The sequence below is a fragment of the Niabella aurantiaca DSM 17617 genome, assembly GCF_000374125.1.
GTDB lineage: Bacteria > Bacteroidota > Bacteroidia > Chitinophagales > Chitinophagaceae > Niabella > Niabella aurantiaca.
The window spans coordinates 181,575-207,185 of the sequence record NZ_KB893643.1; the positions used below are offsets into that span (position 1 = coordinate 181,575).

General features: G+C 44.9%; 34 protein-coding genes. 17 read left to right on the forward strand and 17 right to left on the reverse strand.

Features of this window, described 5'->3' with window-relative positions; all coding sequences use genetic code 11:
* Nucleotides 1-14: 14 nt before the first annotated feature.
* The 13 genes from B160_RS0117550 to B160_RS0117625 form a co-directional block, all read right to left on the reverse strand.
* Nucleotides 15-284 carry a PDDEXK family nuclease gene (locus tag B160_RS0117550; RefSeq protein ID WP_018629233.1) on the reverse strand — a complete coding sequence of 90 codons (270 nt, stop codon included), beginning with the start codon at nt 282-284 and terminating at the stop codon, nt 15-17.
* A 180-nt stretch (nt 285-464) separates the two neighbouring features.
* Entirely contained in the window at nt 465-1,277 is an 813-nt protein-coding gene (locus B160_RS32580; protein WP_425411198.1) for a DUF7666 domain-containing protein, read from the reverse strand.
* Nucleotides 1,274-1,624 carry a hypothetical protein gene (locus B160_RS0117560; RefSeq protein ID WP_018629234.1) on the reverse strand — a complete coding sequence of 117 codons (351 nt, stop codon included), beginning with the start codon at nt 1,622-1,624 and terminating at the stop codon, nt 1,274-1,276. The genes B160_RS32580 and B160_RS0117560 overlap by 4 nt, the downstream gene beginning before the upstream one ends.
* Complete coding sequence (locus B160_RS29550; RefSeq protein ID WP_018629235.1) at nt 1,587-2,867, reverse strand: DEAD/DEAH box helicase; 1,281 nt, start codon at nt 2,865-2,867, stop codon at nt 1,587-1,589. The genes B160_RS0117560 and B160_RS29550 overlap by 38 nt, the downstream gene beginning before the upstream one ends.
* 44 nt (nt 2,868-2,911) lie before the next feature.
* On the reverse strand, nt 2,912-3,289 hold the full coding sequence (locus B160_RS29555) for a hypothetical protein (protein ID WP_018629236.1): 378 nt from the start codon (nt 3,287-3,289) through the stop codon (nt 2,912-2,914).
* Nucleotides 3,290-3,316: 27 nt separating this feature from the next.
* Entirely contained in the window at nt 3,317-3,913 is a 597-nt protein-coding gene (locus B160_RS0117575) for a hypothetical protein (protein ID WP_018629237.1), read from the reverse strand.
* A gap of 1 nt (nt 3,914) precedes the next feature.
* Complete coding sequence (locus tag B160_RS0117580) at nt 3,915-4,838, reverse strand: hypothetical protein (RefSeq protein ID WP_018629238.1); 924 nt, start codon at nt 4,836-4,838, stop codon at nt 3,915-3,917.
* An 11-nt stretch (nt 4,839-4,849) separates the two neighbouring features.
* Nucleotides 4,850-5,104, reverse strand: a complete 255-nt coding sequence (locus B160_RS0117585; protein ID WP_018629239.1) for a hypothetical protein — start codon at nt 5,102-5,104, stop codon at nt 4,850-4,852.
* Between the two features lie 5 nt (nt 5,105-5,109).
* Nucleotides 5,110-6,384 (reverse strand): hypothetical protein, encoded by a 1,275-nt coding sequence (locus tag B160_RS0117590; protein ID WP_018629240.1) that lies wholly within the window; start codon nt 6,382-6,384, stop codon nt 5,110-5,112.
* A 228-nt stretch (nt 6,385-6,612) separates the two neighbouring features.
* Complete coding sequence (locus tag B160_RS0117595; RefSeq protein WP_018629241.1) at nt 6,613-6,942, reverse strand: hypothetical protein; 330 nt, start codon at nt 6,940-6,942, stop codon at nt 6,613-6,615.
* Nucleotides 6,943-7,215: 273 nt separating this feature from the next.
* Entirely contained in the window at nt 7,216-7,368 is a 153-nt protein-coding gene (locus B160_RS31770) for a hypothetical protein (RefSeq protein ID WP_018629242.1), read from the reverse strand.
* A 533-nt stretch (nt 7,369-7,901) separates the two neighbouring features.
* Nucleotides 7,902-8,237 (reverse strand): response regulator transcription factor, encoded by a 336-nt coding sequence (locus tag B160_RS0117620; RefSeq protein ID WP_018629246.1) that lies wholly within the window; start codon nt 8,235-8,237, stop codon nt 7,902-7,904.
* An 83-nt stretch (nt 8,238-8,320) separates the two neighbouring features.
* Nucleotides 8,321-8,563, reverse strand: coding sequence for a hypothetical protein (locus tag B160_RS0117625; protein ID WP_018629247.1), 243 nt, complete (start codon nt 8,561-8,563; stop codon nt 8,321-8,323).
* A 173-nt stretch (nt 8,564-8,736) separates the two neighbouring features.
* Here B160_RS0117625 and B160_RS0117630 point away from each other — a divergent pair, with 173 nt between their 5' ends.
* From B160_RS0117630 to B160_RS0117670, 10 genes are all read left to right on the forward strand, one after another.
* Nucleotides 8,737-9,087 (forward strand): hypothetical protein, encoded by a 351-nt coding sequence (locus B160_RS0117630; protein ID WP_018629248.1) that lies wholly within the window; start codon nt 8,737-8,739, stop codon nt 9,085-9,087.
* A 103-nt stretch (nt 9,088-9,190) separates the two neighbouring features.
* Nucleotides 9,191-10,003, forward strand: coding sequence for a S24 family peptidase (locus tag B160_RS30770; RefSeq protein ID WP_018629249.1), 813 nt, complete (start codon nt 9,191-9,193; stop codon nt 10,001-10,003).
* Between the two features lie 34 nt (nt 10,004-10,037).
* Entirely contained in the window at nt 10,038-10,649 is a 612-nt protein-coding gene (locus B160_RS0117640; RefSeq protein ID WP_018629250.1) for a hypothetical protein, read from the forward strand.
* 28 nt (nt 10,650-10,677) lie between these two features.
* Nucleotides 10,678-11,187, forward strand: a complete 510-nt coding sequence (locus B160_RS31995) for a hypothetical protein (protein WP_040680049.1) — start codon at nt 10,678-10,680, stop codon at nt 11,185-11,187.
* Nucleotides 11,184-11,270: an SHOCT domain-containing protein gene (locus B160_RS32585; protein WP_071597059.1), complete on the forward strand. Its 87-nt coding sequence runs from the start codon at nt 11,184-11,186 to the stop codon at nt 11,268-11,270. The genes B160_RS31995 and B160_RS32585 overlap by 4 nt, the downstream gene beginning before the upstream one ends.
* Before the next feature lies 1 nt (nt 11,271).
* Nucleotides 11,272-11,742, forward strand: a complete 471-nt coding sequence (locus tag B160_RS0117650) for a hypothetical protein (protein WP_018629252.1) — start codon at nt 11,272-11,274, stop codon at nt 11,740-11,742.
* A 564-nt stretch (nt 11,743-12,306) separates the two neighbouring features.
* On the forward strand, nt 12,307-12,438 hold the full coding sequence (locus B160_RS32405) for a hypothetical protein (RefSeq protein ID WP_018629253.1): 132 nt from the start codon (nt 12,307-12,309) through the stop codon (nt 12,436-12,438).
* Nucleotides 12,438-12,773 carry a hypothetical protein gene (locus B160_RS32000; RefSeq protein WP_018629254.1) on the forward strand — a complete coding sequence of 112 codons (336 nt, stop codon included), beginning with the start codon at nt 12,438-12,440 and terminating at the stop codon, nt 12,771-12,773. Before B160_RS32405 ends, B160_RS32000 begins: the two co-directional genes overlap by 1 nt.
* A 120-nt stretch (nt 12,774-12,893) precedes the next feature.
* Complete coding sequence (locus tag B160_RS0117665) at nt 12,894-13,874, forward strand: Gfo/Idh/MocA family protein (RefSeq protein ID WP_245562238.1); 981 nt, start codon at nt 12,894-12,896, stop codon at nt 13,872-13,874.
* Entirely contained in the window at nt 13,874-15,262 is a 1,389-nt protein-coding gene (locus B160_RS0117670; protein WP_018629256.1) for a sugar transferase, read from the forward strand. Before B160_RS0117665 ends, B160_RS0117670 begins: the two co-directional genes overlap by 1 nt.
* Before the next feature lie 15 nt (nt 15,263-15,277).
* Here the strand turns inward: B160_RS0117670 and B160_RS29570 are convergent, their stop codons facing one another.
* Nucleotides 15,278-16,213 (reverse strand): GNAT family N-acetyltransferase, encoded by a 936-nt coding sequence (locus B160_RS29570; RefSeq protein WP_018629257.1) that lies wholly within the window; start codon nt 16,211-16,213, stop codon nt 15,278-15,280.
* A 324-nt stretch (nt 16,214-16,537) separates the two neighbouring features.
* Between B160_RS29570 and B160_RS0117680 the strand changes: the two genes are divergently transcribed.
* The 6 genes from B160_RS0117680 (at nt 16,538) to B160_RS0117705 (ending at nt 21,303) form a co-directional block, all read left to right on the forward strand.
* Entirely contained in the window at nt 16,538-16,999 is a 462-nt protein-coding gene (locus B160_RS0117680; protein WP_026309839.1) for a carboxymuconolactone decarboxylase family protein, read from the forward strand.
* A gap of 25 nt (nt 17,000-17,024) precedes the next feature.
* A complete protein-coding gene (locus tag B160_RS0117685) occupies nt 17,025-17,366 on the forward strand; it encodes a YciI family protein (RefSeq protein ID WP_018629260.1) in 342 nt (113 codons plus the stop codon).
* A 5-nt stretch (nt 17,367-17,371) separates the two neighbouring features.
* Entirely contained in the window at nt 17,372-18,610 is a 1,239-nt protein-coding gene (locus tag B160_RS0117690; protein ID WP_018629261.1) for an RNA polymerase sigma factor, read from the forward strand.
* A gap of 102 nt (nt 18,611-18,712) precedes the next feature.
* Nucleotides 18,713-19,633, forward strand: a complete 921-nt coding sequence (locus B160_RS0117695; RefSeq protein WP_018629262.1) for an NADP-dependent oxidoreductase — start codon at nt 18,713-18,715, stop codon at nt 19,631-19,633.
* Between the two features lie 129 nt (nt 19,634-19,762).
* The gene (locus tag B160_RS0117700) at nt 19,763-21,046 is read left to right on the forward strand and encodes a gliding motility protein GldB-related protein (protein WP_018629263.1); all 1,284 of its coding nucleotides are present in this window, start codon (nt 19,763-19,765) and stop codon (nt 21,044-21,046) included.
* 41 nt (nt 21,047-21,087) lie between these two features.
* The gene (locus B160_RS0117705; protein WP_018629264.1) at nt 21,088-21,303 is read left to right on the forward strand and encodes a hypothetical protein; all 216 of its coding nucleotides are present in this window, start codon (nt 21,088-21,090) and stop codon (nt 21,301-21,303) included.
* Here the strand turns inward: B160_RS0117705 and B160_RS0117710 are convergent, their stop codons facing one another.
* The 3 genes from B160_RS0117710 to B160_RS31190 all read right to left on the reverse strand — a co-directional run bounded on the left by B160_RS0117710 (nt 21,304) and on the right by B160_RS31190 (nt 24,401).
* The gene (locus B160_RS0117710) at nt 21,304-21,966 is read right to left on the reverse strand and encodes a 2-C-methyl-D-erythritol 4-phosphate cytidylyltransferase (RefSeq protein ID WP_018629265.1); all 663 of its coding nucleotides are present in this window, start codon (nt 21,964-21,966) and stop codon (nt 21,304-21,306) included. It lies immediately after the preceding gene.
* Nucleotides 21,967-22,097: 131 nt separating this feature from the next.
* Nucleotides 22,098-23,891: a translation elongation factor 4 gene (gene lepA, locus B160_RS0117715; protein ID WP_026309840.1), complete on the reverse strand. Its 1,794-nt coding sequence runs from the start codon at nt 23,889-23,891 to the stop codon at nt 22,098-22,100.
* Between the two features lie 171 nt (nt 23,892-24,062).
* Nucleotides 24,063-24,401, reverse strand: coding sequence for a PD-(D/E)XK nuclease family transposase (locus tag B160_RS31190; RefSeq protein ID WP_083927730.1), 339 nt, complete (start codon nt 24,399-24,401; stop codon nt 24,063-24,065).
* Nucleotides 24,402-24,676: 275 nt separating this feature from the next.
* Here B160_RS31190 and B160_RS0117725 point away from each other — a divergent pair, with 275 nt between their 5' ends.
* A complete protein-coding gene (locus B160_RS0117725; RefSeq protein WP_018629268.1) occupies nt 24,677-25,552 on the forward strand; it encodes an inositol oxygenase family protein in 876 nt (291 codons plus the stop codon).
* Nucleotides 25,553-25,611 lie beyond the last annotated feature (59 nt).

A 25,611-nucleotide genomic window follows, 5' to 3' on the forward strand; every position in this document is an offset into this window, starting at 1 on the left:
AAATTTCCACCTCCTTATTTATAATATTTAAACAATTGCTCGTCGTCAACATTGTCAACCCAAAATGAATCAAATCCGGCTTCTCTTATTTTTCTGTGCCTATACTTCTGTAAATCACTTGGTGTTTCTCCAGGCTTCTTTACCTCAATAAAGACAGCCTTGCTGTTTTTTAGCGCTATTATATCATGTATGCCGTTTTTGGTGGTCTGAATGAGCTTAATAACAATCCATCCGGATTTTTCAAGTCTTTTTATGATTTTTGATTGAATGGCGCTTTCCAGCATATTACTTCACCTCCTTTAATTCACCACCAACCAGCATGTAAAAGGTATCAGCCTTAACAACATCGCCATCCACCTGAAACGATTTTACAGCTGTGCGGTGCCAGTTGATGTTTTCGTCTCTTTTCCATTCAGCTAAAACAATCCAGGACCCTTTGTTTGCTTTCGCCTTTCCCTCGATGCCTAATGATATTGCCACAGACTCTGCACCCTCAACTGTCGCAGCCGAGTAGTTCCCGGTGTTTGTCGCAGCCGATTGGTCCCCGGTGTTTGTCGCAGCCGATTGGTCCCCGGTGTTTGTCGCAGCCGAGCGGTTCCCGGTGTTTGTCGCAGCCGATTGGTCCCCGGTGTTTGTCGCAGCCGATTGGTTCCCGGTGTTTGTCGCAGCCGAGTAGTCCCCGGTGTTTGTCGCAGCCGAGTAGTTCCCGGTGTTTGTCGCAGCCGAGCGGTCCCCGGTGTTTGTCGCAGCCGAGTNTTTGTCGCAGCCGATTGGTCCCCGGTGTTTGTCGCAGCCGATTGGTCCCCGGTGTTTGTCGCAGCCGATTGGTCCCCGGTGTTTGTCGCAGCCGAGCGGTCCCCGGTGTTTGTCGCAGCCGAGCGGTTCCCGGTGTTTGTCGCAGCCGAGCGGTTCCCGGTGTTTGTCGCAGGGGCCTCATCCCATTTTACGCGATCTAAAATGAATTTGACGCCGGCTTTCAATAGACCATTCAATGTTAATTCAGCACGGATATGCAGCTTCCTGGCAGATACTTTTGAATCATCACCCCCTTGTTTTATTTCTCCCTCAGCCTCAACTTCTGCAAATTTGCTTTCGGCCGGTGCGTAATAATTAAACACATCCATTGGGTTTTCGCAGAAATGTAGGCCCGCCTCGTTGCTGTTTTCAGGGCAGCAGGCCAGCTTTTTGTCTTTTTCAATCTCGTAGGCATCGCCTATCTTGTATTGTGTATCACGGCAAGTAAAATCCTTATTAAACCCTTTAAACCCTTTTTTCATAAATAGTCTTTTATTGTTTTTAAGTCAAATAATCTATCTCGTACATAGCGGTCGTCCCGCCAATATTTTCTTATCATATCGAACCAAACGCTTATCACTTCCTTTTTAATATGTGTGCATTTGATGGTTATTACCTCTGGAATCAATACACTATCAAACCATTCCTTTAATCCTTTTGCAGCTTCTGTTTTATTTCGCCAGGGATATAGGTAATACACGTCCGATTCTTCTACCAGTGGATGCTCTTCATTTAGATCCAGCATTGTTACCGGCTTAGGTGTTGGCTTATCTACCAAAACTTCTGGATCATTAATGAGCAATAGCTGCAGGCTCTTTAGTGATGACATTTGGTTGTTTTTTAATTCCAAAATCCTTTAGAAACCAGCGCATAGAATAGTCTTTCTTGTTCGACACCACTTTGTAAATATTATGCTCAATCCCTTCGTCTGCGAAAATCCAATATAGAAGTGCTTCCTTTTTTCTATTCTTATCTTGGATGCGCTCCCTTGCTTGTTGATAGGATACGGAGCTATACCCTATATTGAACATAATCATGCAGTCGGCGGTAGCGATGTTGACACCTTCTCTTCCAGATTGGATCTGAGAAATAAAAACCCGGTTATCGCTCTCATTAAAAACCTCTGGACTTTCTGTAATTGCCGACCCAAATGCCCGGCGTAACATTTCACCCTCACCAATATATTGGTAGTAAATGGCAATCTTCTTTCCTGCAAAATGCTGCTTAATAAAGGTTGCCTTGCTAATATCAAAAATCTGTGTGGTACCATCTTCACATTTGACAGTTCCGCTGTAGATCTGGTGTAATTTTTGCCGGAGCTTCACTTCGGTGTCGGCAACCAATTCGGAGCCATCCTTACCAATATGAATCTTTTTAGCAATCAATTTCTTAGCCAGCCAATAGGTGGAATCCTGCATTCGGATGCGAATAACCTCTTCCTTTATCTCCTGATTGAATCCAGCCTGCTCCTGGGTCATTGTGATCATGTACTTCCCAACAACCTCTTTTATTTTCTCCTCCTTTGAGTGGCTGTAATCATTTAGCTCGCGATTGAAAACGTACCTTTTTTTTGGATAACCGAAATCTTTAAACCATGCATAAAAGTTTTTGTACTCAGCAAAAGGTGAAAATGAAGAGATATAAAACTCGTGATAAATCTGGCTGTAGGATTCGGGTGTGATTGTTGCAGAAATAAGTATAACAGGCTTACCTTTTGCGATTTCTTTTAAATGCGTTGTTCTTACAGCAGGCTTAGGAAATCCCGCGCAGGTATGCACTTCATCAGCGATCACCAGGTCAAACTTCTTATCGACAAAATTGTGAAGCGATTCATAATTTGTGACAGTGAGGTTATAAGCGTATCCTAAATTATTGTAATCGGATTCAATGTTACTGATCGCCTTTTTCTTAGTCACGAATAACACATCCTGTGCACCGTACAATTTCGCACCTTCAAGCGCCGCAAGCGTTTTACCGCAGCGCGGCTGCCATACCAATACAGCAATTTTTAACGTTGACAACAATTCTACAATTTGCTGTGCCCCATTTTTTTGATAATCGCGTAGTTCCATGATAAAAAAGATGCGGGGACTTTCACCCCGCAGGTATGGGTTAGTTAATCGAATTGCTGATTGAACAGGTTATTATCTTCCGGAGTCATCTTTTCGACAATCGCTTTACCGGTGTCTGAGCGGATGATGGTCTTTTTGCCAGTCTCCGGCTTGTGGTAGATCACCTCGCACTCTACATCCCGGAACTCGTAGCCGTTGGATATTTTGGCAGACAGATCGGATATATTTTTCTTATGCTCATCGATCTGGCCTTTATAACCTGCATTCGACGCTTTCTTTTCCGCCTCAACCTGTGCAAGATCCTGCACAGTGTTTGCCAGGCTCATTGATAAATCGTGAATCTCTGGTGCAGAGAAGTCGTATTTTAACGACTTGGTGATAGTGTTGTTGAACTCAACCGAGCCCTCATTTGTGACTTGCATTGATTTTTATTTTAATTGGTGAATGAATTAAAATGGAGCCTCGTCGCTTTCTTCAGCAGAGCCAGCGGTAACAGGGTCAGACTTTTTCAGTTTAGGCAACACTTCGGTATTGACCATGTTTTCAAGGAATTCCATCATATCAGAATCATCCCAGGTTAATTGTCCCTTAACCTTAACCTGTACCATATTGGGCAAACCTTTGGGATCGTCCTTTGTATAATAGTGCTTAAGTGCTTGTCCATTCTGGTTCAGGAATAGTGTTACGCGTTTTTTGCCATCAACCTCCTTCATCGAAGGAATAAACCGCACACGCTCATTTAGGTCCACATTAGGGAGCTGTTTCAGGAATGCAGATGAGTATCCTCCGGAATAATTCATCTGAAGCACATAGGCGTCCCCACCATCTTCTATCCTTACATTCCAGAACTTGCCGTACTGATCATGCGTGTATGGTTTGATATCAGTAATAATACCAGACACGCTGTCATAAATTTCCTCATGAATTGTGTGGCCGTTTTTTGTAACCCTGGTTACGCTACTTTGGGTAGACTGTTTTACTCTTCTTGTGATTTTGCCGTCACTAATTGACAGAAACACGGCATTGTTGTTTTTTTCAAGAGCCATCTTATTTATTTTTAATTGTTAAAGAATTCACTTCCTTCTCAGTAGCCCATTTAATGTACCCGCCGCATGACCCACATGTAATTGCCGCAAAATGTGGCCCCTTGCCTTCGCCGATCACAATGTCATCAGCTACACCGCATTTCTTGCAAACCAGCTGCGCGGGCATTGTGTCTAACAGATAAGATAATGAATACGATACTTGCTTTGGTTTCGATCCTTCGTTTTCGGCAAGCCACAATTTCTTTGTAGCGTTAAACAACTCTGTGTCCTTTGTTGTATCGGTTTTAGTAACGAGCTGCCATCCTACACCTTGGTATTCTTTTTCAGTTCTGGTTTTTGCATTAGACCACCATATACCAACGCGGTCAATTTTTAAATTAAGTTCCGTTTCGGCCATCTGTTTATAAGCCGCCACCTGAAGCCAGTAAGATGGATAAATTGCGCTGGATGTTTTAATATCAAGCAACCACAGCTCACCATCGATGCTTATAATGCGATCGAGTGTACCAGCATGGCCAAGCTTATCTGAAACAATGTTTTGTTCACTGTATATAACATCAAACTTGTGGCGCTCCCGGAAGTTTACCCACTTCGCTAAGGCATTCCATTCCGTAAGCGTGTACCCCAGATTTCCGTTATTATCCAATAGGCTCAATTCTTCTCCGGCATCATATCGTTCTGTAAGGTTGTGAACTATTGAACCACGTCGGCCCGCCTCATCCCGTATATCGTCACTATCCTGTCCGTTTTTCTTCAACCATTCATAATACTGTGCGCCTTTCGGATATGCTTCTAAAATAGTTGTGACAGACGGAAGGAACTGCCCCGATTCGCTATAATAAAAACGCGTATCTAAAAAAGTAATTCTCCTGTTTTCAAGATCAACCTTGTAATTTTTATTATTGTGCTGTATTAATGTTGTCATAATATATTTTTTTACGCCGCTACCGCCAGCTGATTAATAATTTCATCTTCGATCGCCTCAATCTGATCTCTTTTGAGCAGATGCGTGATTACTGTTCCGCGCTTTGCAATGATCAACTCGACGCACTTAATATTCACATAAACCGACGCCGGGAATGAATGAATACCGTGGCATTCTTCAGTACTGCCGGACAACACTTCGTAGTCGGCGTTTACCAGTAACTCAACTCCATGTTCATCTACTATTGTGAATGTTTGATTGTGCATGGTTATCAGATTTCAATGTTTTCTTTCGATAACAGCTGTCTCGTGTACAGGTTAATGAAGTGCTGCTGAAACGCTCTAGTCTCATCCGAAAGCCCAGTATTAAAATGCTCGTTCTCTTCTATCAGCATAGCAACAACCTCAAACAAAGGCTTTTGAATAAATGCTTTAGAGATATACACTTTGCGTGTTTTCAAATGGACCTGAGCAAGGGTTGTTTTATCCTCAAAGAAACCGTACACAAACTCAAGCTCAGGGTGAAATACATAGCCACAACTTTCCAGTATAGTCAAAGCCTGTTTAATCCGGCTCTCCGTTCTTTCGCAGTAGTCCTCATAAAAATCTTTTAAACCACTCGCCACACTTGTCGCTCCTATTCCTTCAAAAGAGCTACACAGTTTTTTGTATAAACTTTCGGGAACAATAATCAAACCCGCCTCATCCGGTTTACCTCCTCGGTCTTTAATTGTTTGCAATGTTTTCTCAGTAATAATTTTGGCGCTACCAATAGCCTCCTTCCAGCCTTCTTTCATGTCCTGATACCAGTTCCAGTCCAATTCATATTCAAACTGCCCCTTGGATACCGAATCAAGGAAATCCGACACCTGTCCTTTATTCATCGTTGATAAACAATAAACAATAGGTTGCGTGATATTGCCCCTATACTCCCTTAGTTCGTTTATATCGGCATTAGAAATATCATAGCTATATAGAGCAGGCTTATCAGTGTTTTCAAAAATCAACACGCCGTTTTTATAAAACCTCAAAGACGGACCGCCTTCATAAACTGTATAAACTCCCGTTTTAAACAGATGCGATTTATTGTGAATGAAATACTTATCCCATTCTTTTATTACGTTCTCAATTTGCCGATCAATCTGAATATAAAACGATGTGGTTCCTGGATCCCCCACGGCAACTTCTGTTTCACACCGTTCAGCCCCACCTTCGTCCAGCGCATTACACCACAGCTCGCGAATGATCATCCAGGCCAACCAATCTTCGCCCATCCGCGTAGTGATAGAAGTCCTGTTGCCGTCAATACAGATTATTTCAAACTGTTCGCCCCGTATATCTTCCTTTTCTATATGAAGCCTTACTTCTTTCTCTCCTGAGAATATCTTAAAATCCAGATTATTTCTATAAAGAAACGCAAGCGTGTATTTCAGTCCGGTTCCAAACTGGCCTATTTTAAACTTATCGTTCGCCTTTGTTGTTCCTCCCATAAGTGCCACGAGCCTTATATCCAACTCTCCGTTGTTTTTGATTTTTAAGTATTTCATTTTTATTGATTTTAGCTTTTAGAATAAAGGCCCGCTGTAGAAACAACAGCCCGTGTTTAGTGAAATTTTAAATCCGCTTCGGCGTCCGGTTTCGAACCGGTAGGGCATCCCGCGCCGAATCCCTTTTTTGTCATTTTTAAATCTCTGCGTGTTAATAGAGTTGCTAACGTTTCATGATATACCTCCTTTTTGTTTGGTGACCGGATGCGCTGGGCCGCATATGATTGGTTAGATTGTTGTCGCCCTCTTGATTATGTCTTTTGCCCTCTGCATAGCTGCGCTGTTTTCATTTGTGTACCCCTTGCTCGCCAGGAACTCTATGGTCTGTTTTAGATCTATTAAGGCATCCAGCATTTCTGGTGCGCAGGATATCAGCTGAGCGTTTGCCTTTGCTTGCTCGTTGCTAATGGCAATATATTCGTTAGGTAGACAGTTGATAAACTTTTGAGAATAATATGTTTCTTCATTCCCTACTTCATAAAATATCGGCAACCCATATGATCCGGCGGCGCTTGTAGGATGAACAAACCAGGGGGCAGGTGTTCCTTTAAATTCCATTTTATAAATTTTAAATTTTTAAAATAAGGCCCCAGATAAGAATAACAGGGCCGAAACCAAAAACTAACTGCTATGAGAATCTTAATAATTTGTTGTCAGTCGTTTTGTGTTAACCATCCGCATAGACTTGCGCCTAAACTCGCTCAACAATACTCCCTCGTCTTCCGGATGATTTGCTACATGCGCCCGCATTAGTTTTCCAGATTCATGTAGTTGCGCCTGATTCTGCGCTGATCTTATTTTTGTAATTATTTCTTGCATATACTTTTGGTTTTACCAGCCATAGAAATCTTCGTCTTTCCACCCAGATTCAGGCCACTTTGTTTGTTCGTTTAATTGATCGCGCTTTCTTTTTCTGTCCGCCCATCTAACGCCGATATAAAGGATGGCAAGAAAAGTGGCGGTGGTTATTATTGTTTGGATCATTTCACTTCTGGTTTTTTAGTTGATGGGCAGGAACAGTTTCTTTTATTGTCCTTCGCAGTCCCCGGGTCTTGTTTCCTGCATGACACAAAACAGAAAGCAAGAGCAAGAAGGATAATGATTATTGTTTGGATGACCGCTTTCATGGCTTCTTTAATTTGATGTTGAATATTGCCACAACAGATGAATATTGTTTTAGCCTTTCTCGCGGGTCGTATTTATGAGAAAGAAACACAGCCTTATTTTCATTTATATTTTGCTGAACGATGTACCGGTGGCCAACATCAACCGCCCATGTTTCTAAGTGTCTTACTGTCATGCGGATTGTTTTGGAAGTACTTTAATTGAAAGCGCTCTTTCCAGGTCGAACATTTCGCCAGAAACTGTTTCCACTTTTGCATCTTTCAGATCTGGATGCAGGCAAATCCTATTGGTTAATGTTCGCGGAGATATTCCAAGAACCTTACACAGTTCAGACCTGTTGACTAATATCCGGCCTTTAACCTTTGTCCCAATTATGCTTACGACCGATTCCATTACGATGCCTTTTTAAGCTGATAAACAGATTCTGTTTTGTTCATCCGGAACACTTTTGGATCCTTCCTTATAATACTCAATGGTGCAGGCGCAGGAGATCCGGTTGTTTTTCTGATCATCCAAAAAGTGTCTACATTGTAAGACCATATCAGGTCAGGTAAACACCTTACATTCCACTTTCCGTAAATTGATCTGATGTGATTGTGAACGGTGTCCAGCGCAATCTTTAATGTAATGGCAACAGCCTTGAAGGGCATCCGACCTTCTACAACCATTTCCACAATCTCCCGTTCTCGCTTAGTGAGCAATTGCATTTTAGTTGATTGACTCTTCATTTCGTTTGATTTTTTATGATTATATGGATTAGTTCTTTTTTAAAGCCCCAGTGTAGAAACACAGGGCCATGTACGTTTTATATCTATCCTACATTCTTATCCCAGATGTCATGGTAGTGAAAGCGCTCGAAAATCTCTTCGATCAAAGTAGCTTCAGCCTCATCTAATGGCGTCTCCCCCTCCCCATTCTTGCGGTTGTAAAACGTGTTCTTACTGAACCCGGTCTCACGCTTATAGGCATCAATCACATTTTTCTTTGTCCTGTCTCCTATATCCTCCCAGATTCTCTTGAATGACTTTTTCTCTATTTGCACCTCAGTAGCCATAAGTGTCTATTTTTAGTTATTGGGTTATCCTGTATTTTTGCTATATTGTTGTTCGGTACACCAAAGATACAGAAGATTCATCTGTAAAAACAAATTTATTTAGATGTTTTTTCTGTAAATACCTAAATACTTGATTCAAATCAATAATTTAAAACAACTACTATTGAGAATCAATGAGTTATGGGTTTTTTGAAATATTGTATTTTATTCGAAACGTCAAGGCGTTGAATAAATTAATTGGTTACATTAATGAATCGGATGGCGTGATTGTAAAGCAGGGAGATAGGCGGGCCGCCCTTTTGCAAAGGCTGGGTTATGTGTTTGTTAGGCAGGATAATGATGGGTGGCTATTGGAGAAAAGCAGATTAAGCGTTCCTAAAGCAACCAGGTGGAAGCTGTTTAAATTATGGTATAGTAAGTCGCCTTGGTTGAATAAAACACTGGCAGCTATTGTAATTGGTGTTATAATTTATATTATCGGTGCGGCCCTTTATGATTATCTAAAGTGGCTAATATTAAAATAGTGTTGATGAATATACCTAATGCCAATGTTTCGATAACGGGAAATTTAAAAACCGCCATTATTATTCCAAGGGCAATAAAACTGGATAGAAGTCGAATAAATAGATGGCGCAGGCGCATAAAAAACAAATTTTAAACAAAGATACAGAAGATTCATCGGTGAAATCAAAAAAAGAAATAATACCCCCATCGCCTTTTAAGCAGCGAATTTTAGACTTTATAAGCTATTTAGGCATATCGCAGGAAGATTTTCAAGATAAGGCCGGCCTTTCAAACGGAGCCGTTAACAACATAAATAAGGGGATGCGCGAAGAGAGTATAAATAAAATACTCACGGCATATCCTGAATTAAATAAGGTCTGGCTATTAACTGGCATCGGGGACATGATTCAATACGCATCACCATCCTACACAGAGCAACGTAGAAATAAAAAAAATCATGTCATTGATCAGGGTGTAGACAATAGCAATCTATTCCAAGTAAACCCATTATTAACGGGAAGTGCTAAACAAGGCAAAGATCCTGTTAGGTTTTTCGATGAAGACTTTCAGGCCGGATCTGGGATAGTATTTTATGAAGACAATGTAGAATTTCCGGCTTACGAAATGAACATTCCGGCTTTCAGTGGATGTATTGCTTTCAATGTGTTTGGGGATAGTATGGAGCCTTTAATAAAGAACGGGAGTGTTTGTTTTGGTCGCAAGTTGGAGGATTGGAGGGAATATATTGAATACGGCCAAATCTTCGGAATAGTTATGAAAAACAATCGGAGGTTTCTAAAATTTATTCGCAAAAGTGAAGATTCAGGAAAGTTCCTTCTCCGGAGCGCCAACAAAGATTATGATGATTTCGATATACCAAAGGAAAGGATTCACAATATCTGGCTTATAGAAGGCTGGATGTTAAAGAGAACATGAAATAGTTATTCACATTTTTATCAAAACTAATATTATGAAGCATTTTCTACTTTTGATGCTATTTCTTCCTCTCATGGGTCTGGCTCAAAAAAAGCAAAAAGGAAGCTATTATCTGGAATTAACAAAAGTTGAAGCCAACTCAACAGGAACTATTGAGCGAAACGACACGACTACTTACAGCTGGGTCGATAATGTTATCAGCATCAAATTTCGGAAAGCATATGGCAGTGTCAGGTTTATCTTAGAAAACAAGTCCGATAGTACATTAAAAGTAGATTGGAATGAAGCCGTTTTAATAAATACTGATGGCAACTCATATAAGCTTATTCACGGGGATACTAAGTATTTTGATAAGGAAAAGGAGCAGGTTCCTACTACTGTTTACCGAAAGTCAAAAATAACAGAGGTTGTCGCGCCGTCGGACTATATTATTTATAAAAGTGGATCATGGGAGCGCAAAGAGTTTTTAGCTGGTGACAGAGATTTGGCTATATTCTCCATTTACAACCCAGAGTTGATCAACAAAGAGGTCCGGTTGGTGTTGCCTATTTTGCTTGGAAACAATAAAATTGAATACGCCTTCTACTTTAGGACAATTTTTGTCAACAAAGATGATTTTTGGAAGGCGCAAAAGAACTTTTTTTAGCCTCTTCGGTGGACTGCAATACCATGTAATGAAACCGCAACTCCCAACAAAATTAAAGTTCCCTACGTATTCGCCAGAGCAGGTACGTGACGGAAGTTTCTTACAAGAGTTTAAGCTTGATCTTGTATTTTTAGAGGAAAAGATCAATGGTGGTATAGAGGGGATGGGTATCGCATTAGATCTGCGGTCTATTAATTATTGGTTTAAATCTTTGATCGATGCTTTCCAATACCATGAAAGGCTTGCAGCGTTGGGTTATCCAATAAAAGCAGAAACCAATCTTGACCGGCTTAGAATACTCCGGGATTATAATAGGAGCCTTGTTAAGTGCGTAAAAGCAGAGTATGAGATATACGAACGGGGATCAAATACATACGTTCAATGGGCATTGATACAGCAAACAGAGCGCCTGTTGTCAATAATAAGGGATATGCTTTTACATGTAAAAGATTGCGAAAATTCAGACAGCACTACCGAAGCGCTAAATGATTATTATTTTAAAGTTGAAGAAAATTTTTCAGACAAATATAAAACATAAAGCTAAAAAAGCTACTAGACGACGGCGTCCTAACAAAGGAGGAGTTTGAGGCCGAAAAGAAGAAGATTTTGAAAAGCGAATAAGATGTTTACAAGAAAATTGACGCAGCAAGATGCAGATAATGTTCAAAAAGCACTGGAGTTTCTCAGTAAAATAAGGAATGGCATCCCTATATGGGAGATGGCCGAACAGCTTGGGTTTACAAAAGAGCTTGTCGAATTTTATTTAGACTTTGTGATATTAAAAATAAACCCAGTTATAGCAAGCCGGCAGTTATCAACTCCATCAATTATCATACCGCGGGATGAATTAAAAAATTACATGAAGAAAGGCGGGTTTATCGCAGATTTTGAACAGTCTCAGGAATACCAGCGACAACAAGACTATGATCGCGCCTTGACAAGAAAAGAACTTGAGGTATCCATAGAAAACAGCGAAAAGGCAATAAAAGCATCAGGCCGAAGTAACGCTATTGCTTTTTGGGCACTCGTGGTCGCTATAATCGCTCTTTGTTATTCGATCTTTGGTAAGAAGCTGTTTCCTGATCTCTTTTAATTCATTGAGGATACTCTCAAGAAGAATAAAGGCGTATCCCGATCCGGCCTGTTTGGGATCATATTGAATATTATCGCTCATGATGGCTATTTGTCACAAAGGTAAATAAATAAAAATATCATTATCGAGAGAACAAAAAGAGCCCCCTGGGGAAAAGTAATTAAAAAGATATTTGCCGTATTTTACGCCTCAATCTATGCCTCAAATGGCAAAATTACGCCTAAAAAATAGACCTTATGGGTCAACTCAAGGGCGTTGTAAATCAACGCCCTTTTCTATTTTAGCCTGTATTTCAACACCAGATAGCACCAGATAGCACCAAAATTANAAAAGTAATTAAAAAGATATTTGCCGTATTTTACGCCTCAATCTATGCCTCAAATGGCAAAATTACGCCTAAAAAATAGACCTTATGGGTCAACTACTAAAGTTGGCAATCAACAAATTGAGTGCAGGTCTGTATCAGATCCTGCACTTTTCTTTTTTAGCCCCTACTCACTTGCCATTTAGCCGCTCTCTCTATTTTTAAATTATATCTTTTTTTCAAAACTGGAATCCGGTGCGGTGAACAAACACATTATTACCGGAGCCTATCCCGAAATATGGGATCAGGGGCTGAATCCCGCCAAATGGATGGCATCCTGTCTTCAAACCTATGTACAACGGGATGTAAGACTCCTGAGAGATATTTCATAATGAACCGGCATCAAAATTATTTTTATGAATTTATGAGCCGGGCAATGGGGACACTGCCCCAGGGCCCGGCAGCAGCACTCGAAAAACATCATCTGTACGGAAGTATTTTTGAAACCCGGATTATGACCGAAATTAAAAAGAACCGGTTTAATTCCGGCATCAATGAGGGCATGTATTTTTTCAGAGACAGTGCGGGAAAGAGATCGACTTATTACCGGAAAAAAGTGAACAGACGATCGCAATTGAAACAAAAGCTGCTAGAAAATTCAACCCGGATCTGCTCCGTAATTTCCGATACCGGAAAAAGAACACCAACAACGGTCCATGCATCCTGACTTATGGCAGCGAGCAAAATGAAGAAAAAGCATTGGGGATACATACACTTAGCTGGAAGGCGATCGCCGAAATATAGTATGTATGAGTAATTGCATTCAATTATCTTTGAACACACAAATATGCGTATGTTAAAAATAGGGATCGTTGGTGTAGGCCATCTGGGAAAATTTCATCTGAATAATTGGCTGGAGATCGAAGGCGTTGAGGTCGTGGGTTTCTATGACCCGAATGAAGAAACTGCAAGCGAAATCATTGAAAAATACAACATCAGGCGTTTTTTTGATGCGGACGCCTTTTTGGCACTCTGCGATGCCATCGATATCGTAACCCCCACTACTTTTCATTATCAGTGGTGTGAGAAAGCCATCAAAATGGGCCGACATGTATTTGTGGAGAAACCATTTGCCGATACGATGGACGAGGCAAGGGAGCTGGTAAAGCTGGCTAAAGAATCCAATATCAAACTGCAGGTAGGGCACGTAGAACGGTTCAACCCTGCTTTTCTTGCACTAAAGGAGGTTGCCTTAAAACCCATGTTCATCGAAGTGCACCGGCTGGCACAGTTTAATCCCCGGGGAACAGAAGTAAGCGTGATCCTTGACCTGATGATCCACGATATCGATATCATCCTGAGCATTGTAAAAAGCGATGTAAAGCGCATATCGGCCAGCGGTGTGGCAGTGCTTACGGAAACACCCGACATTGCGAACGTGCGGATAGAATTTGACAACGGCTGCGTGGCCAACCTCACCTCCAGCCGCATCTCCATGAAAAAAATGCGGAAAATGCGCCTGTTCCAGAAAGACGCTTATATCGGGATCGATTTCCTGAACAAGCAAACGGAGATCATTAAGCTGAAAGAGGCCGCAGACACCAATGTGTTTGCCTTCGATATTGATACCCCCGGGGGCAAAAAGACCATTGCCATGGCCAACCCCGCCGTTCCGGAAGTCAATGCCATCAAAAAAGAGCTGGAAGAGTTCCGGGATGCCATCCTGAACAATACCCAAACGGTCGTTTCAGAAATCGATGGATTAAAAGCCATGGATGTGGCACACCAGATACTGGAAAAAATTGGCAATAACACAATAAAGAATTAGTGGAAAAACCAAAAAGCATTTCCGCTGCGTGGTACCTGATGGCCGATTATGCAGGAGCTGCCCTGTCCTGGTTCATTTTTATCAGCCTGCTTCGCAGAGGTGCAGGAAACCTGGCAGCAGCAGATTGGCTGGTTACGCTGTTCATTGTTCCGGTACTGTGGCTGCTGCTGTTTACACTGGCAGGCAGCTATGGCAATCTTTATAAAAAGTCGCGGGTAGAAGAATTTCTTGTTACACTGGTCTGTTCTTTTATCGGCAGCGCCACGCTGATCTTTATCTTCCCCGAATTAAAATACCATTTATACATCGGTATTCTACATCTGCTATTCCGGTTGATCTTTTTACATTGTACGATCACCTGCATCTTCCGGGGAATGATCCTGGCGATCGTGAAATACCAGATCAAGCACCGGTCTGTTGTTTTTAATACCCTGCTCCTGAGCGATACGCCATCCGTAGACACCATTGTAACCAATACCCGCCAGGGATTATCGGAGGCGGCGTTCCATTATATCGGCTACGTAGAGCTAACGCCCGCACCTCACCTGAACGGTACTGCGCTATCCAGGCTGGGACCGGTGGAGGAGCTCGAAGCCATCATTGCACAGCATCGTGTCCAAATGGTGGTCATTAACAATAACGGGTCGTCGCAGACATCCGTTGAAGACCTCCTGGCCCGTTTAAGCGAGCGCGATGTGGAAATAAACCTGATCCCGCAAACCCTGGATATCCTTTCCGGCTCTGTAAAGATCGGCAGTGTATTAGGAGGCGGCCTGGTACACATACCCAATACATTACTGAGCAATTGGCAATCAAATATCAAACGGGTCCTTGACGTAGCCTGCGCATTCTGGGGCATCATCCTCCTGTTTCCGCTCTATCTTTTTGTGGCCCTTCGGGTAAAGCTCAGCAGCGGCGGCCCCGTTATTTACAAACAGGAGCGCATCGGGTATAAAGGAAAGCCGTTTATGCTTTACAAGTTCCGGTCGATGGTTGTGAATGCCGAAACCGGTACTCCCCTGCTTTCCTCAAAGAATGACCCGCGGATTACCCGGTGGGGAAAGATCATGCGGAAATGGCGCCTGGACGAGCTGCCCCAGCTCTGGAACATTCTGAAAGGTGATATGAGCCTGGTGGGCCCACGGCCGGAACGGGCTTATTTCATCCGGCAGATCGTACAGCGCTTTCCTTCTTACAAATACGTGCTCAAAGCCCGCCCGGGACTTACCAGCTGGGGAATGGTTCAATTTGGTTATGCGGAGAACCTGGAGGAGATGATCGAGCGGAACCGCTACGACCTCATGTACATTGAGAATATTTCCCTGCTCCTGGACCTTAAAATCTTACTGCATACATTCCGGATCCTTTTACAGGGAAAAGGGAAATGAGCCGTTTTCAAAATGTTATCGCTTTAGCAACCGGAGCAATGCGGGCAGATCATTCATCAAAATCCTTGAATAACTCACTTTCCGGGATCCGAACTGTGCGTCAAAAAAAGCGATCCCCGGCACGTCGGATCCTTCAAACCGGAAGGTTTTACCGGTTCCTGCATACTCTTTTATGATCGCATCAATCATAAAATAAAAGGCTCCGTGTTTCTTTCCCGCATCTGTTGATCCGCCCAATACGGAATAAATAGCCCGCTGATCCCTGAACATCAGATAAAATGCAGCGACGCTGCCATCAGGAAACTTTACAGAATAGGTTTCTGCCATGCCCAGGGCCCGCCCCTGCTCCGCGCACTGTGCCATACGCGCATACACTTGCGGGCCGATCTTTTTCAGTTGTTTTCCATATTGAAAGCTGTAATGCCGAAGCAGTTCAGCAACAGGTATACCCTTTTCAACATAGAACGCCTGCGCTTCAATATCCCGGAGTACCCGTTTGGCAGAACGTTTATAGTTACACGCCAGCACCGGGTATGGATCGTTCAAAGACAGCAAATGGTTTGTCCGGGTAACAATTTTTACAGGCCTTTCCACCAGATCGCTCACCAACGGATCCGTTTCCTTGAATGCGATATCCCAATACCGGAATTTTGATGGGACTGCGTTGATGAACCGCGCGATCATATCCGGGTGCAATGGTTCGCCAAAGACGCCCAGCGATATGGTAAAATATGGCTGGTAGAGATAGCGGACCCCGAACTTTCGGTTCCAGACCAGTGGCATTACAGCCTTATAATCTCCCCATACAAGGGCATCCCAGCAGGGTGCCATCGCATCGAGATAAAAACTGCGCCCGTAAACCGTTCCGTTTTTATCTGCATCCATACAGGCATCCCATTTGCCCGCATCAATATCCGCGCGTTTTATGTATCGAATTGCTGCTGCATCCATTAACCTGCTTTTACAAACCTGAAATAAAATTCCGGTCTCGTTAATTGACGGACCCTCATTCCTGCATATCCCAACAACAGTACTCTGTTTTCCCCTATATTCGTAATAAAATACCGTGTGATCTGTAATTCCAAAAATACAACATAAGGATGCTCATATCGCGCCATTTCCGGCAAGATGCAACAATTATTCCGCTGTGATCAGCATCTGCGGGACCAAGAAAAAAAATATTTTCCCGATTTGTCCAATTTCATACCAACCGGTTGTTATAAAAGTATAAAACATTTAATAACCATCCCGCCCTGCGGGAAAAAAATTGAAACCATGGAACAAAGAATCAACGTACAGGAAGTAGGAAAAGAGGCATTTGCAGCGCTGTATCCGCTGGGAAAGTACCTGAAACAATCAACCCTTGATCAACAGCTTTTGCACCTGATCTATTTCCGTGTATCGCAGATCAACGGCTGCGCCTTTTGCCTCGATATGCATGCAAAAGACCTGAGAGCCGCCGGGGAAACCGAACAACGCCTGTATGTACTGGACGCCTGGCGGGAAGCGCCGTTTTACAGCGACCGGGAGCGGGCCGCGCTGGCATGGGCAGAAGCGCTGACCAGGCTCACCGCCACACTGATACCGGATAGCATTTATGAAGAAGTAAAAAAGCACTTTACGGAAAAGGAGCTGGTGGCGCTGACCCTGGGGGTAACAGCGATCAACACCTATAACCGCATCAACATTGCCTTTGGGGCGCCTGTGGGCACTTACGAAGTTGGCCAGTTTGCTTAAATAATAACATACAAAAAATAATACAATGAAAGACTTTTTATTCCTGTTCCGCGCCGATTACGTCGAGTATGCCAAACGATCGCCGGAAGAACTGCAGTCCATGACCAAAAAGTGGATGGACTGGATCGGCGGCATCGCCGCACAAAATAAACTGGCCGACCGCGGCAACCGTTTGGAAACAGGCGGGCGGGTAGTGCGCCCCGGCAACCTGGTAACTGATGGCCCCTTTTGTGAGATCAAGGAAAGCCTGGGCGGGTACGTAGTGGTAAAGACGGCCACCATTGACGACGCCACAGAAATTGCAAAAGGATGTCCGGTCTATGAGATCGGGGGATCGGTTGAAGTGCGTGAGATCAGTGTAATATAGGCATCATGGAACAAGACGGCCTGCTTCCGCATTTATTCCGTACAGAGTACAGCAAGATCATCGCTGTACTCTGTAATCATTTTGGTATTAAATACATTGAAGTAGCAGAAGATATTGTAAGCGATACATTTTTAACGGCTACGGAGCTCTGGGGCATGAAGGGGGTACCGCCAAACCCGGTTGCCTGGCTGTATACAGTTGCCCAAAACAAGACCCGTAATTATTTAAAGCGCGATAACCTTTTTGAAAAGAAAATTATACCTGACCTGAAAAACCAGTCCGCCGGAACAGAAATCGATATCGATCTGTCCAGCACGGCCATTGCAGACAGTCAGCTGGCCATGATCTTTACGGTTTGCCATCCATCCGTTTCAAAAGAAGCACAGGTGGCGCTGGCACTGAACCTGCTCTGTGGTTTTGGCGTACAGGAAATCGCCGATGCCTTCCTGAGCAATAACGAAACGGTGTACAAACGGCTGAAACGCGCGAAAGAAAAGCTGCGGGAGGAGAACATCTCCATTTCCCCGCCTTCTGTACAGATGGTAGCAGAACGGATAGAAACCGTATTGACCACCCTTTATCTGTTATTCAATGAGGGCTATTACTCGGTTTCCGGTCAGCATCCGTTAAAAAAAGAATGTTGCATGGAGGCAATGCGCCTTAACCTCCTGTTGCTGGCTAATACCGTCACCAACACACCCGCCGCCAACGCACTGATGGCATTGATGTGCTTTCATGCCTCCCGTTTTGAAGCGCGTACAAACAGCAAGGGAGCCGTCATTCTGTATGAAGACCAGGATACCCGCCTCTGGAACAGCGAGCTGATCGAAAACGGGCTCTACTACCTGAACCGGTCGGCAGGGGGCAGCGGCATCAGCAAATACCACCTCGAAGCGGGCATTGCTTACTGGCATACCCATCCGGAAGACAACAAAGAAAAATGGGAAGCCATCCTTCAGCTATACAATAAGCTGCTGATCCTTGAATACACCCCGGTGGCCGCATTGAACCGCACCTATGCCCTGGCAAAGGCCAACGGAACGGAGGAGGCGATCGCAGCCGCTGAAAAGCTCCATCTTACCGACAATCATTTTTATTTTGTGCTGCTGGGAACCCTCTACCTGGATCAGAAAAACACCCGAAAAGCCCGCACACTTTTTCAGACCGCCAGGGACGTTGCCCGGTCGAAAAACGACCAGCAGCTCATACAGAAAAAAATAGATGAACTGAAAGATAAGCCCTAACTTAGACCAGGATCTGCCCCTTTCCGGCAGACAGATTCCCCGCTGCCGTTGATGATCCGCCACCCGGAACAGGCGGCTATATTTTTTTTCAAATGCAAGTATATGAAAGCAATCGTCCTTGAGCAATTCGGAAATATCGACAATCTTCAGTTCAAAGAAATGCCGGTTCCGCAACCACAGGCCGGCGAGGTCCTGATGAAAGTGGTTTTTGCCGCTGTAAACCCGTACGACCGCAAGGTAATAGAAGTATATGGGAAAGAGGCGGGGATTCAGCTGCCGGTAATACCGGGCTCCGAGCTTTCCGGTATCGTGGAAGCTACCGGGGAGGGCGTTACCGGTTTTCAACCGGGCGATGCGGTTTGCGGCAACCCCGGAACTTTCGGTGGCTGTTATGCAGAATATGCTGTGGTAAAAGCAGCCGACATCGTGAAGAAACCGGATCCGGTTTCTTTTGAAGCCGCTGCGGCCATTCCTGTTGCAGCGCTTACCGCTTCCAAAGCCATCCTGGACGAGGGTGGGCTGAAGGCCGGTGAAAAGGTCCTTATTCACGGCGCATCCGGCAGTATCGGTTCTATGGCCGTGCAGCTGGCAAAAGCAGCCGGGGCTTATGTCCTTGCAACAGGTTCCGGAAAAAATGAACAGCGGATCAAAGAGTTGGGGGCCGATGTTTTTATCGACTACACCACACAGGATTTTAAAACAGTAGCAAACGGGGTGGATCTGGTACTCGATACCATCGGAGGCCAGACACAGGAAGATTCTTTTGCGGTGCTCAGACCGGGTGGCCGGCTGATCAGCCTGATACAACCCCCCTCGGAGGAAAAGGCGGTTCAACACCAGGTGCATGCAAAAATGATCTTTGGAGGGCCGAATGCAGACCGGTTGGAAAAAAGCCTGCAACAGCTTGCAGATGGTGTTTTGAAAATAACTGTGGAAAAAGTTTATGTACTGTCTGATGCAAAGGAAGCCCTTCTTGCTATGAAAAACGGGCACCGCACCGGGAAACTGTTGCTGAACCCCTGACACCTTTCCTGTACCCACTTCTACCGGTACAGCTGAAAGTGTTGAAAATGCGGCACAGCATCCGGGTAACGTATACATTGCGGGTTATGGTGTTTTATAATAATCGTTTGAAAAATTACAAAAAAGCGTATGAGTTTATTGATAAAAAGGACCGGCTTCTTTTTGCTGTTGTTCACTTATTGCAGTGCCGCCGCCCAGACCACGACTTCTGTAAGATCAGCGCAGGCGGCGGCGGATAGTCTTTTCCGGCTTAAAAAATATGCCGAAGCCGCTGCCGGTTATACAACCGCGATTGATCTTGCAGATTTTAAAATAAAAAAAGCCGACCTGTATTACAACCTGGCCAATGCGCTGGCGCTTTCCGGAAATGCAGACAGCGCCTTCAATGCACTCAAGCAGGCGGTTGGTCTGGGATACAACGACAAGGACCATATGGAGAACGACAAGGACCTCCTGACGCTTCATCAACAGCAGGGATGGCACCGTTTGGTGGCCGGCATTCCCAAAAGCAAACCACTGAATAGCGATCCGGAAAAAACAGCATTCAGAACCGATGACATTCACCGGTTCTGGAGGGCGTATGACGCTGCCGGTCTTGACACGGCCAACTATACCAGGATATTTCAGCAGCTCTATTTCGATAGTGCCAGTTCAGGAATGGAAGATTATATGGCCTATAAAGTGAACAGCATCGATGACTTCATCGCGCATATCCGCTCCGCACCGGCATTTTATCATTCCATAAGGGCCGCTACCTTCAAATCGGATGCCTTCAAACAGGATTTCCTGGCTTCGTTTAAAAAACTGAAAGCGCTTTACCCCGAAGCAAAATTCCCGGATGTTTATTTTGTCATCGGTGCTTTTACTTCCGCAGGTACCGTTACCGGGAATGGGCTGCTGATCGGCATCAACCAGATCTGCAAAACAGACAGCACCCGCACAGAGGAACTGAGCGACCGCTTAAAGACCCGGATGAACAATATCAGCTACCTGCCGAACATCATTGCGCATGAAGCTATTCATTTTCAGCAGGAAGGTATGAACAGCGATGACACCACCACCCTGCGATCGGTGATCGTAGAGGGTATGGCTGATTTTATAGGTGAACTGATCAGCGGAGCCACGGCCAATCCGGTACTGTTCAGCTGGGCAAAGGGAAAAGAGAAAGCGATCTGGTCCCGGTTTCAAAAAGACATGTACCAAAGCCGGTACGGCAATTGGATCGCCAACTCCAAAACATCGTCGCCGGACAACCCGCCGGATCAGGGCTACTGGGTCGGGTACCAGATCTGTAAATCATTTTACGAAAAGGCTGGTAACAAAAAGAAAGCAATTTATGACATGCTGCACATCCGCGACTACCGGCAGTTCCTGAAACTGAGCGGCTGGGAGGAAAAACTGGCCGGTATATAAATTTTAAATAACTTCATGTTGTACTAAACAGTCGGCTGATTATGTCCGGTATCCAGTTATTGATCCCACTTTGTGTATTTCCGCTGATGTTATTTACGGGTATTTACCTGTACCGCCGCATCAACGCCTGGTTGCTGGCTGCAGAAACCTGGCTGGGGATCATCAGTCTGGGATTGTTGTTATTTATGAGCATTGCCGCCACCCTGAGCGGGGGGCTGTTATTGATGGCCTGGCTGTTCCAGCTCCATCAGCAGTAGTCAGGTAAGTAATTGCGCGGCCACTGCAAGATCCAGGGGGTGCGTGATCTTGATATTGTTCTTCTCGCCTTCTACCAGCGATACTTTCATACCAAATGCTTCCACCACGGAGGCTTCATCCGTGAATTTCTCTTTTTGTCCGATAGAAAACGCGGGGATCAGTATTTTGCTGTGAAATACCTGCGGGGTCTGCACCAACACGATCTTATCGCGCTCCAGCGCATCACTGCCGTCTTCAGTAAGCAACCGTACACTGTCGCTGGAAGGTACCACCGGTATGGCGCTGCCGGTTTCAACCGCCTGTTCATAACAGCGCCGGATCAATCCGGATGAGACCAGGCAGCGTACGGCGTCGTGTACAAAAATGATCGCCTCTTCCTCTATCAGTTGCAGCCCGTTTTTTACTGATTCAAAACGGGTGGCACCACCAATGGTAAGACGTACCCGGTCCTTATCAAAATAGGCATCGATAATTTCCTGGCCCATATCTGTATAGGCCTCGGGTAATACCAGCACGATGTCCAGGTCCTCGTAGGTTTTTAAAAATGTATCGATCGTATAATACAACAGGGGTTTGTTCTTCAGCAATAAAAACTGTTTGGGTAGTTCTGTTCCCATTCGCACACCTGTTCCTCCGGCTACAATAACTGCAATTTTCTTCATTCCTGTTCCTTTATTTCCTGTTATTAGCTGTTAGTTATCCGCCACAGCATTGCTGTTAACCGGCAGAGATCAAGTTACGATGCTGAAAGCTCAAAGCTGATAATTTAAAACTGAAGGCCCACAGCTACTACCTACTCATCCAGTTTCAACACTGCCAGGAACGCTTCCTGCGGAACTTCCACATTACCGATCTGGCGCATCCGCTTCTTTCCTTCTTTTTGTTTTTCCAGGAGTTTACGTTTCCGGCTGATGTCCCCGCCATAACATTTTGCCGTAACATCCTTACGCATAGCCGAAATATTCTCCCTGGCTACGATCTTGGCCCCGATGGCTGCCTGTATCGCGATCTGGAATTGCTGACGGGGCAATAGCTCCTTCAGCTTTTCGCAAAGCTTCCGTCCAAATTCGTGTGCGCGGCTGCGGTGGATCAGGGCGCTCAGCGCATCCACCTTATCTCCATTCAGCAGGATATCCATCTTCACGATATCGCTGTCCTTATATCCGATCGGATGATAATCAAAAGAAGCGTAGCCCCTGGTCTGGGACTTCAATTTATCGTAAAAATCAAATACGATCTCGGTCAAGGGCATTTCAAAGATCAGTTCCACGCGCGAGGTGGTAAGATAGCTCTGATTGATGAGGATGCCGCGTTTGCCCAGGCAAAGCGTCATGATGTTTCCGATATAATCCGGCTTGGTAATGATCTGTGCCTTGATATAGGGTTCTTCGATCCGGTCCGTTTTCACCGGGTCCGGAAATTCGGTCGGGTTGTTTACAATAATCGTTTCGGCCTTTGTGGTATGCGCAATGAAACTTACGTTGGGCACGGTGGTGATCACCGTTTGTTTAAATTCGCGTTCCAGCCGTTCCTGGATGATCTCCATATGCAGCATTCCCAGGAAACCGCAACGGAAACCAAATCCCAGCGCCTGTGAGGTTTCCAGTTCAAAGGTCAGCGAGGCATCATTCAGCTGAAGTTTCTCCATGCAATCCCGCAACTCTTCAAACTCATCCGTATTCACCGGGTAAATTCCGGCAAATACCATGGGCTTTACTTCTTCAAATCCTTTGATCGCCACGGGGTTGGTATTGCCGGCAAGTGTAATGGTATCCCCTACTTTTACTTCTTTGGCATTTTTAATACCGGTGATGATATAGCCCACGTCTCCTGCGCGCACTTCGTTCCGTTCCGTCATTTTCAGCTTCAGGATCCCGATCTCATCTGCTTCATATTCCTGGCCGGTGCTTACGAACTTCACCTTGTTGCCCTTTTTCAGCGCTCCGTTGAGGATCCGGTAATAAACGATGATGCCCCGGAAACTGTTAAAAACGCTGTCAAAGATCAGGGCCTGTAACGGCGCTTCCGGATCGCCTGCGGGCGCAGGTATTTTTTCCACGATGGCTTCCAGCACTTCGTCAATACCCAGCCCCGTCCTCCCGCTGGCCAGCAGGATATCCTCCGGCTTGCAGCCGATCAGGTCAATGATCTGGTCCTTCACCTCGTCGATCATGGCCCCGTCCATATCAATCTTATTGATTACCGGAATAATTTCGAGATCATTATCAATAGCCAGGTACAGGTTGCTGATGGTTTGTGCCTGGATCCCCTGTGTGGCATCTACCAGCAGCAGGGCACCCTCGCAGGCTGCCAGGGCACGGCTCACTTCATAGCTGAAATCCACGTGGCCCGGGGTGTCGATCAGGTTGAGTGTATAGTTTTCGCCCGCCGGGGACCGGTAATCGATCTGGATGGCATGACTTTTAATGGTGATCCCCTTTTCCCGCTCCAGGTCCATGTCGTCCAGCACCTGGTCCATCATTTCCCGGTCGCTAATGGTATTGGTGGCCTGCAACAACCTGTCTGCCAGGGTACTCTTTCCGTGATCGATATGCGCGATAATACAAAAATTCCGTATATTCTTCATGCTGATGCCCCATTTTCGGGGCTGCAAAGGTACGCTTTTCAGAGGAAATTCCGGGGAATTTCCGGCTGCAGCGCCGGGCTCACTAACATTCCCTGCGGCAAACCGGTCCAATGCAACGTTTAGCGGATCAAAAATTTACAACATCATGTAAGCCTATTGTAAATAAACCCGTTACAATTGTTTAAAGCATTGTTTTTTTGCAGTTGTTAGAATTTTGAGATGGAGATCAATGATAAAGTTAAAATATTTTATACAAGTCAGAAACTCAAACCGGAAACCACCTGGCGTAAAAAAAACTGTTGCCATAACCGGAACAGCTTTCAGTTCAATGATGAACGTTCCACCCTCCGCACCTGTACAGGTGAGATCAAAAATGGTTTTACGGTAATGTCTTGCCGCACCGCCATGCGCTTGCAGATGATACTCCAGATCGCGTATCACTTTCCGGCCCTGAAACAAGGCATTCAGAAATGCGATCAGCAGGCCCTTATCAGGGTCAGATCCAAATATCCTTTTGAAACCAAAATCAGTTAGGGGGTCGAGGTACCTATCGGCACGATCGGTGTGTCTTTCATATTAGCCATCGTTAAAGATACAATTTTCTCAGCCCTCCATAAAATTGACCAGGGGCCTGTGTAATAACCGTCCGGCCCACCGATCACTGTTCTGTTAAAATTACCCGCTGCCCCTGACAAAACCCCAAATTTAGCCAGCCGGTTTAAAATAAAATGAGTAGTTTAGGAGGATCAAACGATTCAAATTTATTCATTTATTAAACCGCCATCATGAGTACGACAAATACGAACAATACCCCGCTGGCCAGTCTTGACGAATGGGAAGATGATTTGCTGCGCAGATACCCCGATCCTGAAACCATCGCCACTTCAAAGACCACGGATGAATACCGCAACTATGAAGATCCGCAACGGGATACTGTTAAAGAGTTTTACCGGCTGAACCACACCTTGCAGACACACGATTTTGTGATGAAAAAAAGAGCTGATTTCCTGAAGTTCAACCGGAAGGAAATGACGGTCTGGAATGCTTTTGATTTCCTGAACCAGTTGGTGGATGATTCCGATCCGGACACCGACCTGGACCAGTTCCAGCACCTGCTGCAAACCTCTGAAGCCATCCGCAGGGACGGACATCCGGACTGGATGGTGCTCACCGGGCTTATGCACGATATGGGCAAGGTTCTTTGTCTTTTTGGTGAGCCGCAATGGGCTGTGGTGGGCGACACGTTTCCTGTGGGATGTGCCTACTCGGATAAGATTGTTTACCCCGAATTCTTTAAAAGCAATCCCGACTACGATAATCCGACCTACAGCACCAAACTGGGCCTGTATGAAGCCGGGTGTGGTCTCCGGAACGTAACCATGTCCTGGGGACATGACGAATATATTTACCAGATCATGAAGGAGCACCTTCCGGAAGAAGGCCTCTACATGCTTCGTTACCACTCGTTTTATGCCTGGCACAGGGAGGGCGCTTACGAATACCTGACCGACGACCATGATAAGAAAATGCTGAAATGGGTCAAGCTGTTCAATCCGTACGATCTCTATTCCAAAAACCCCGAGCCCCCCGATTGGACAAAATTGCGGCCCTATTATGAAACCCTGGTAAGCAGTTACCTTCCCGAAACATTAAGATTTTAAAAAGCCGGGGTTGACGAAAAAGCGGCGAGCTAAAGATCAGGCGGAAAGGTATCGTATAT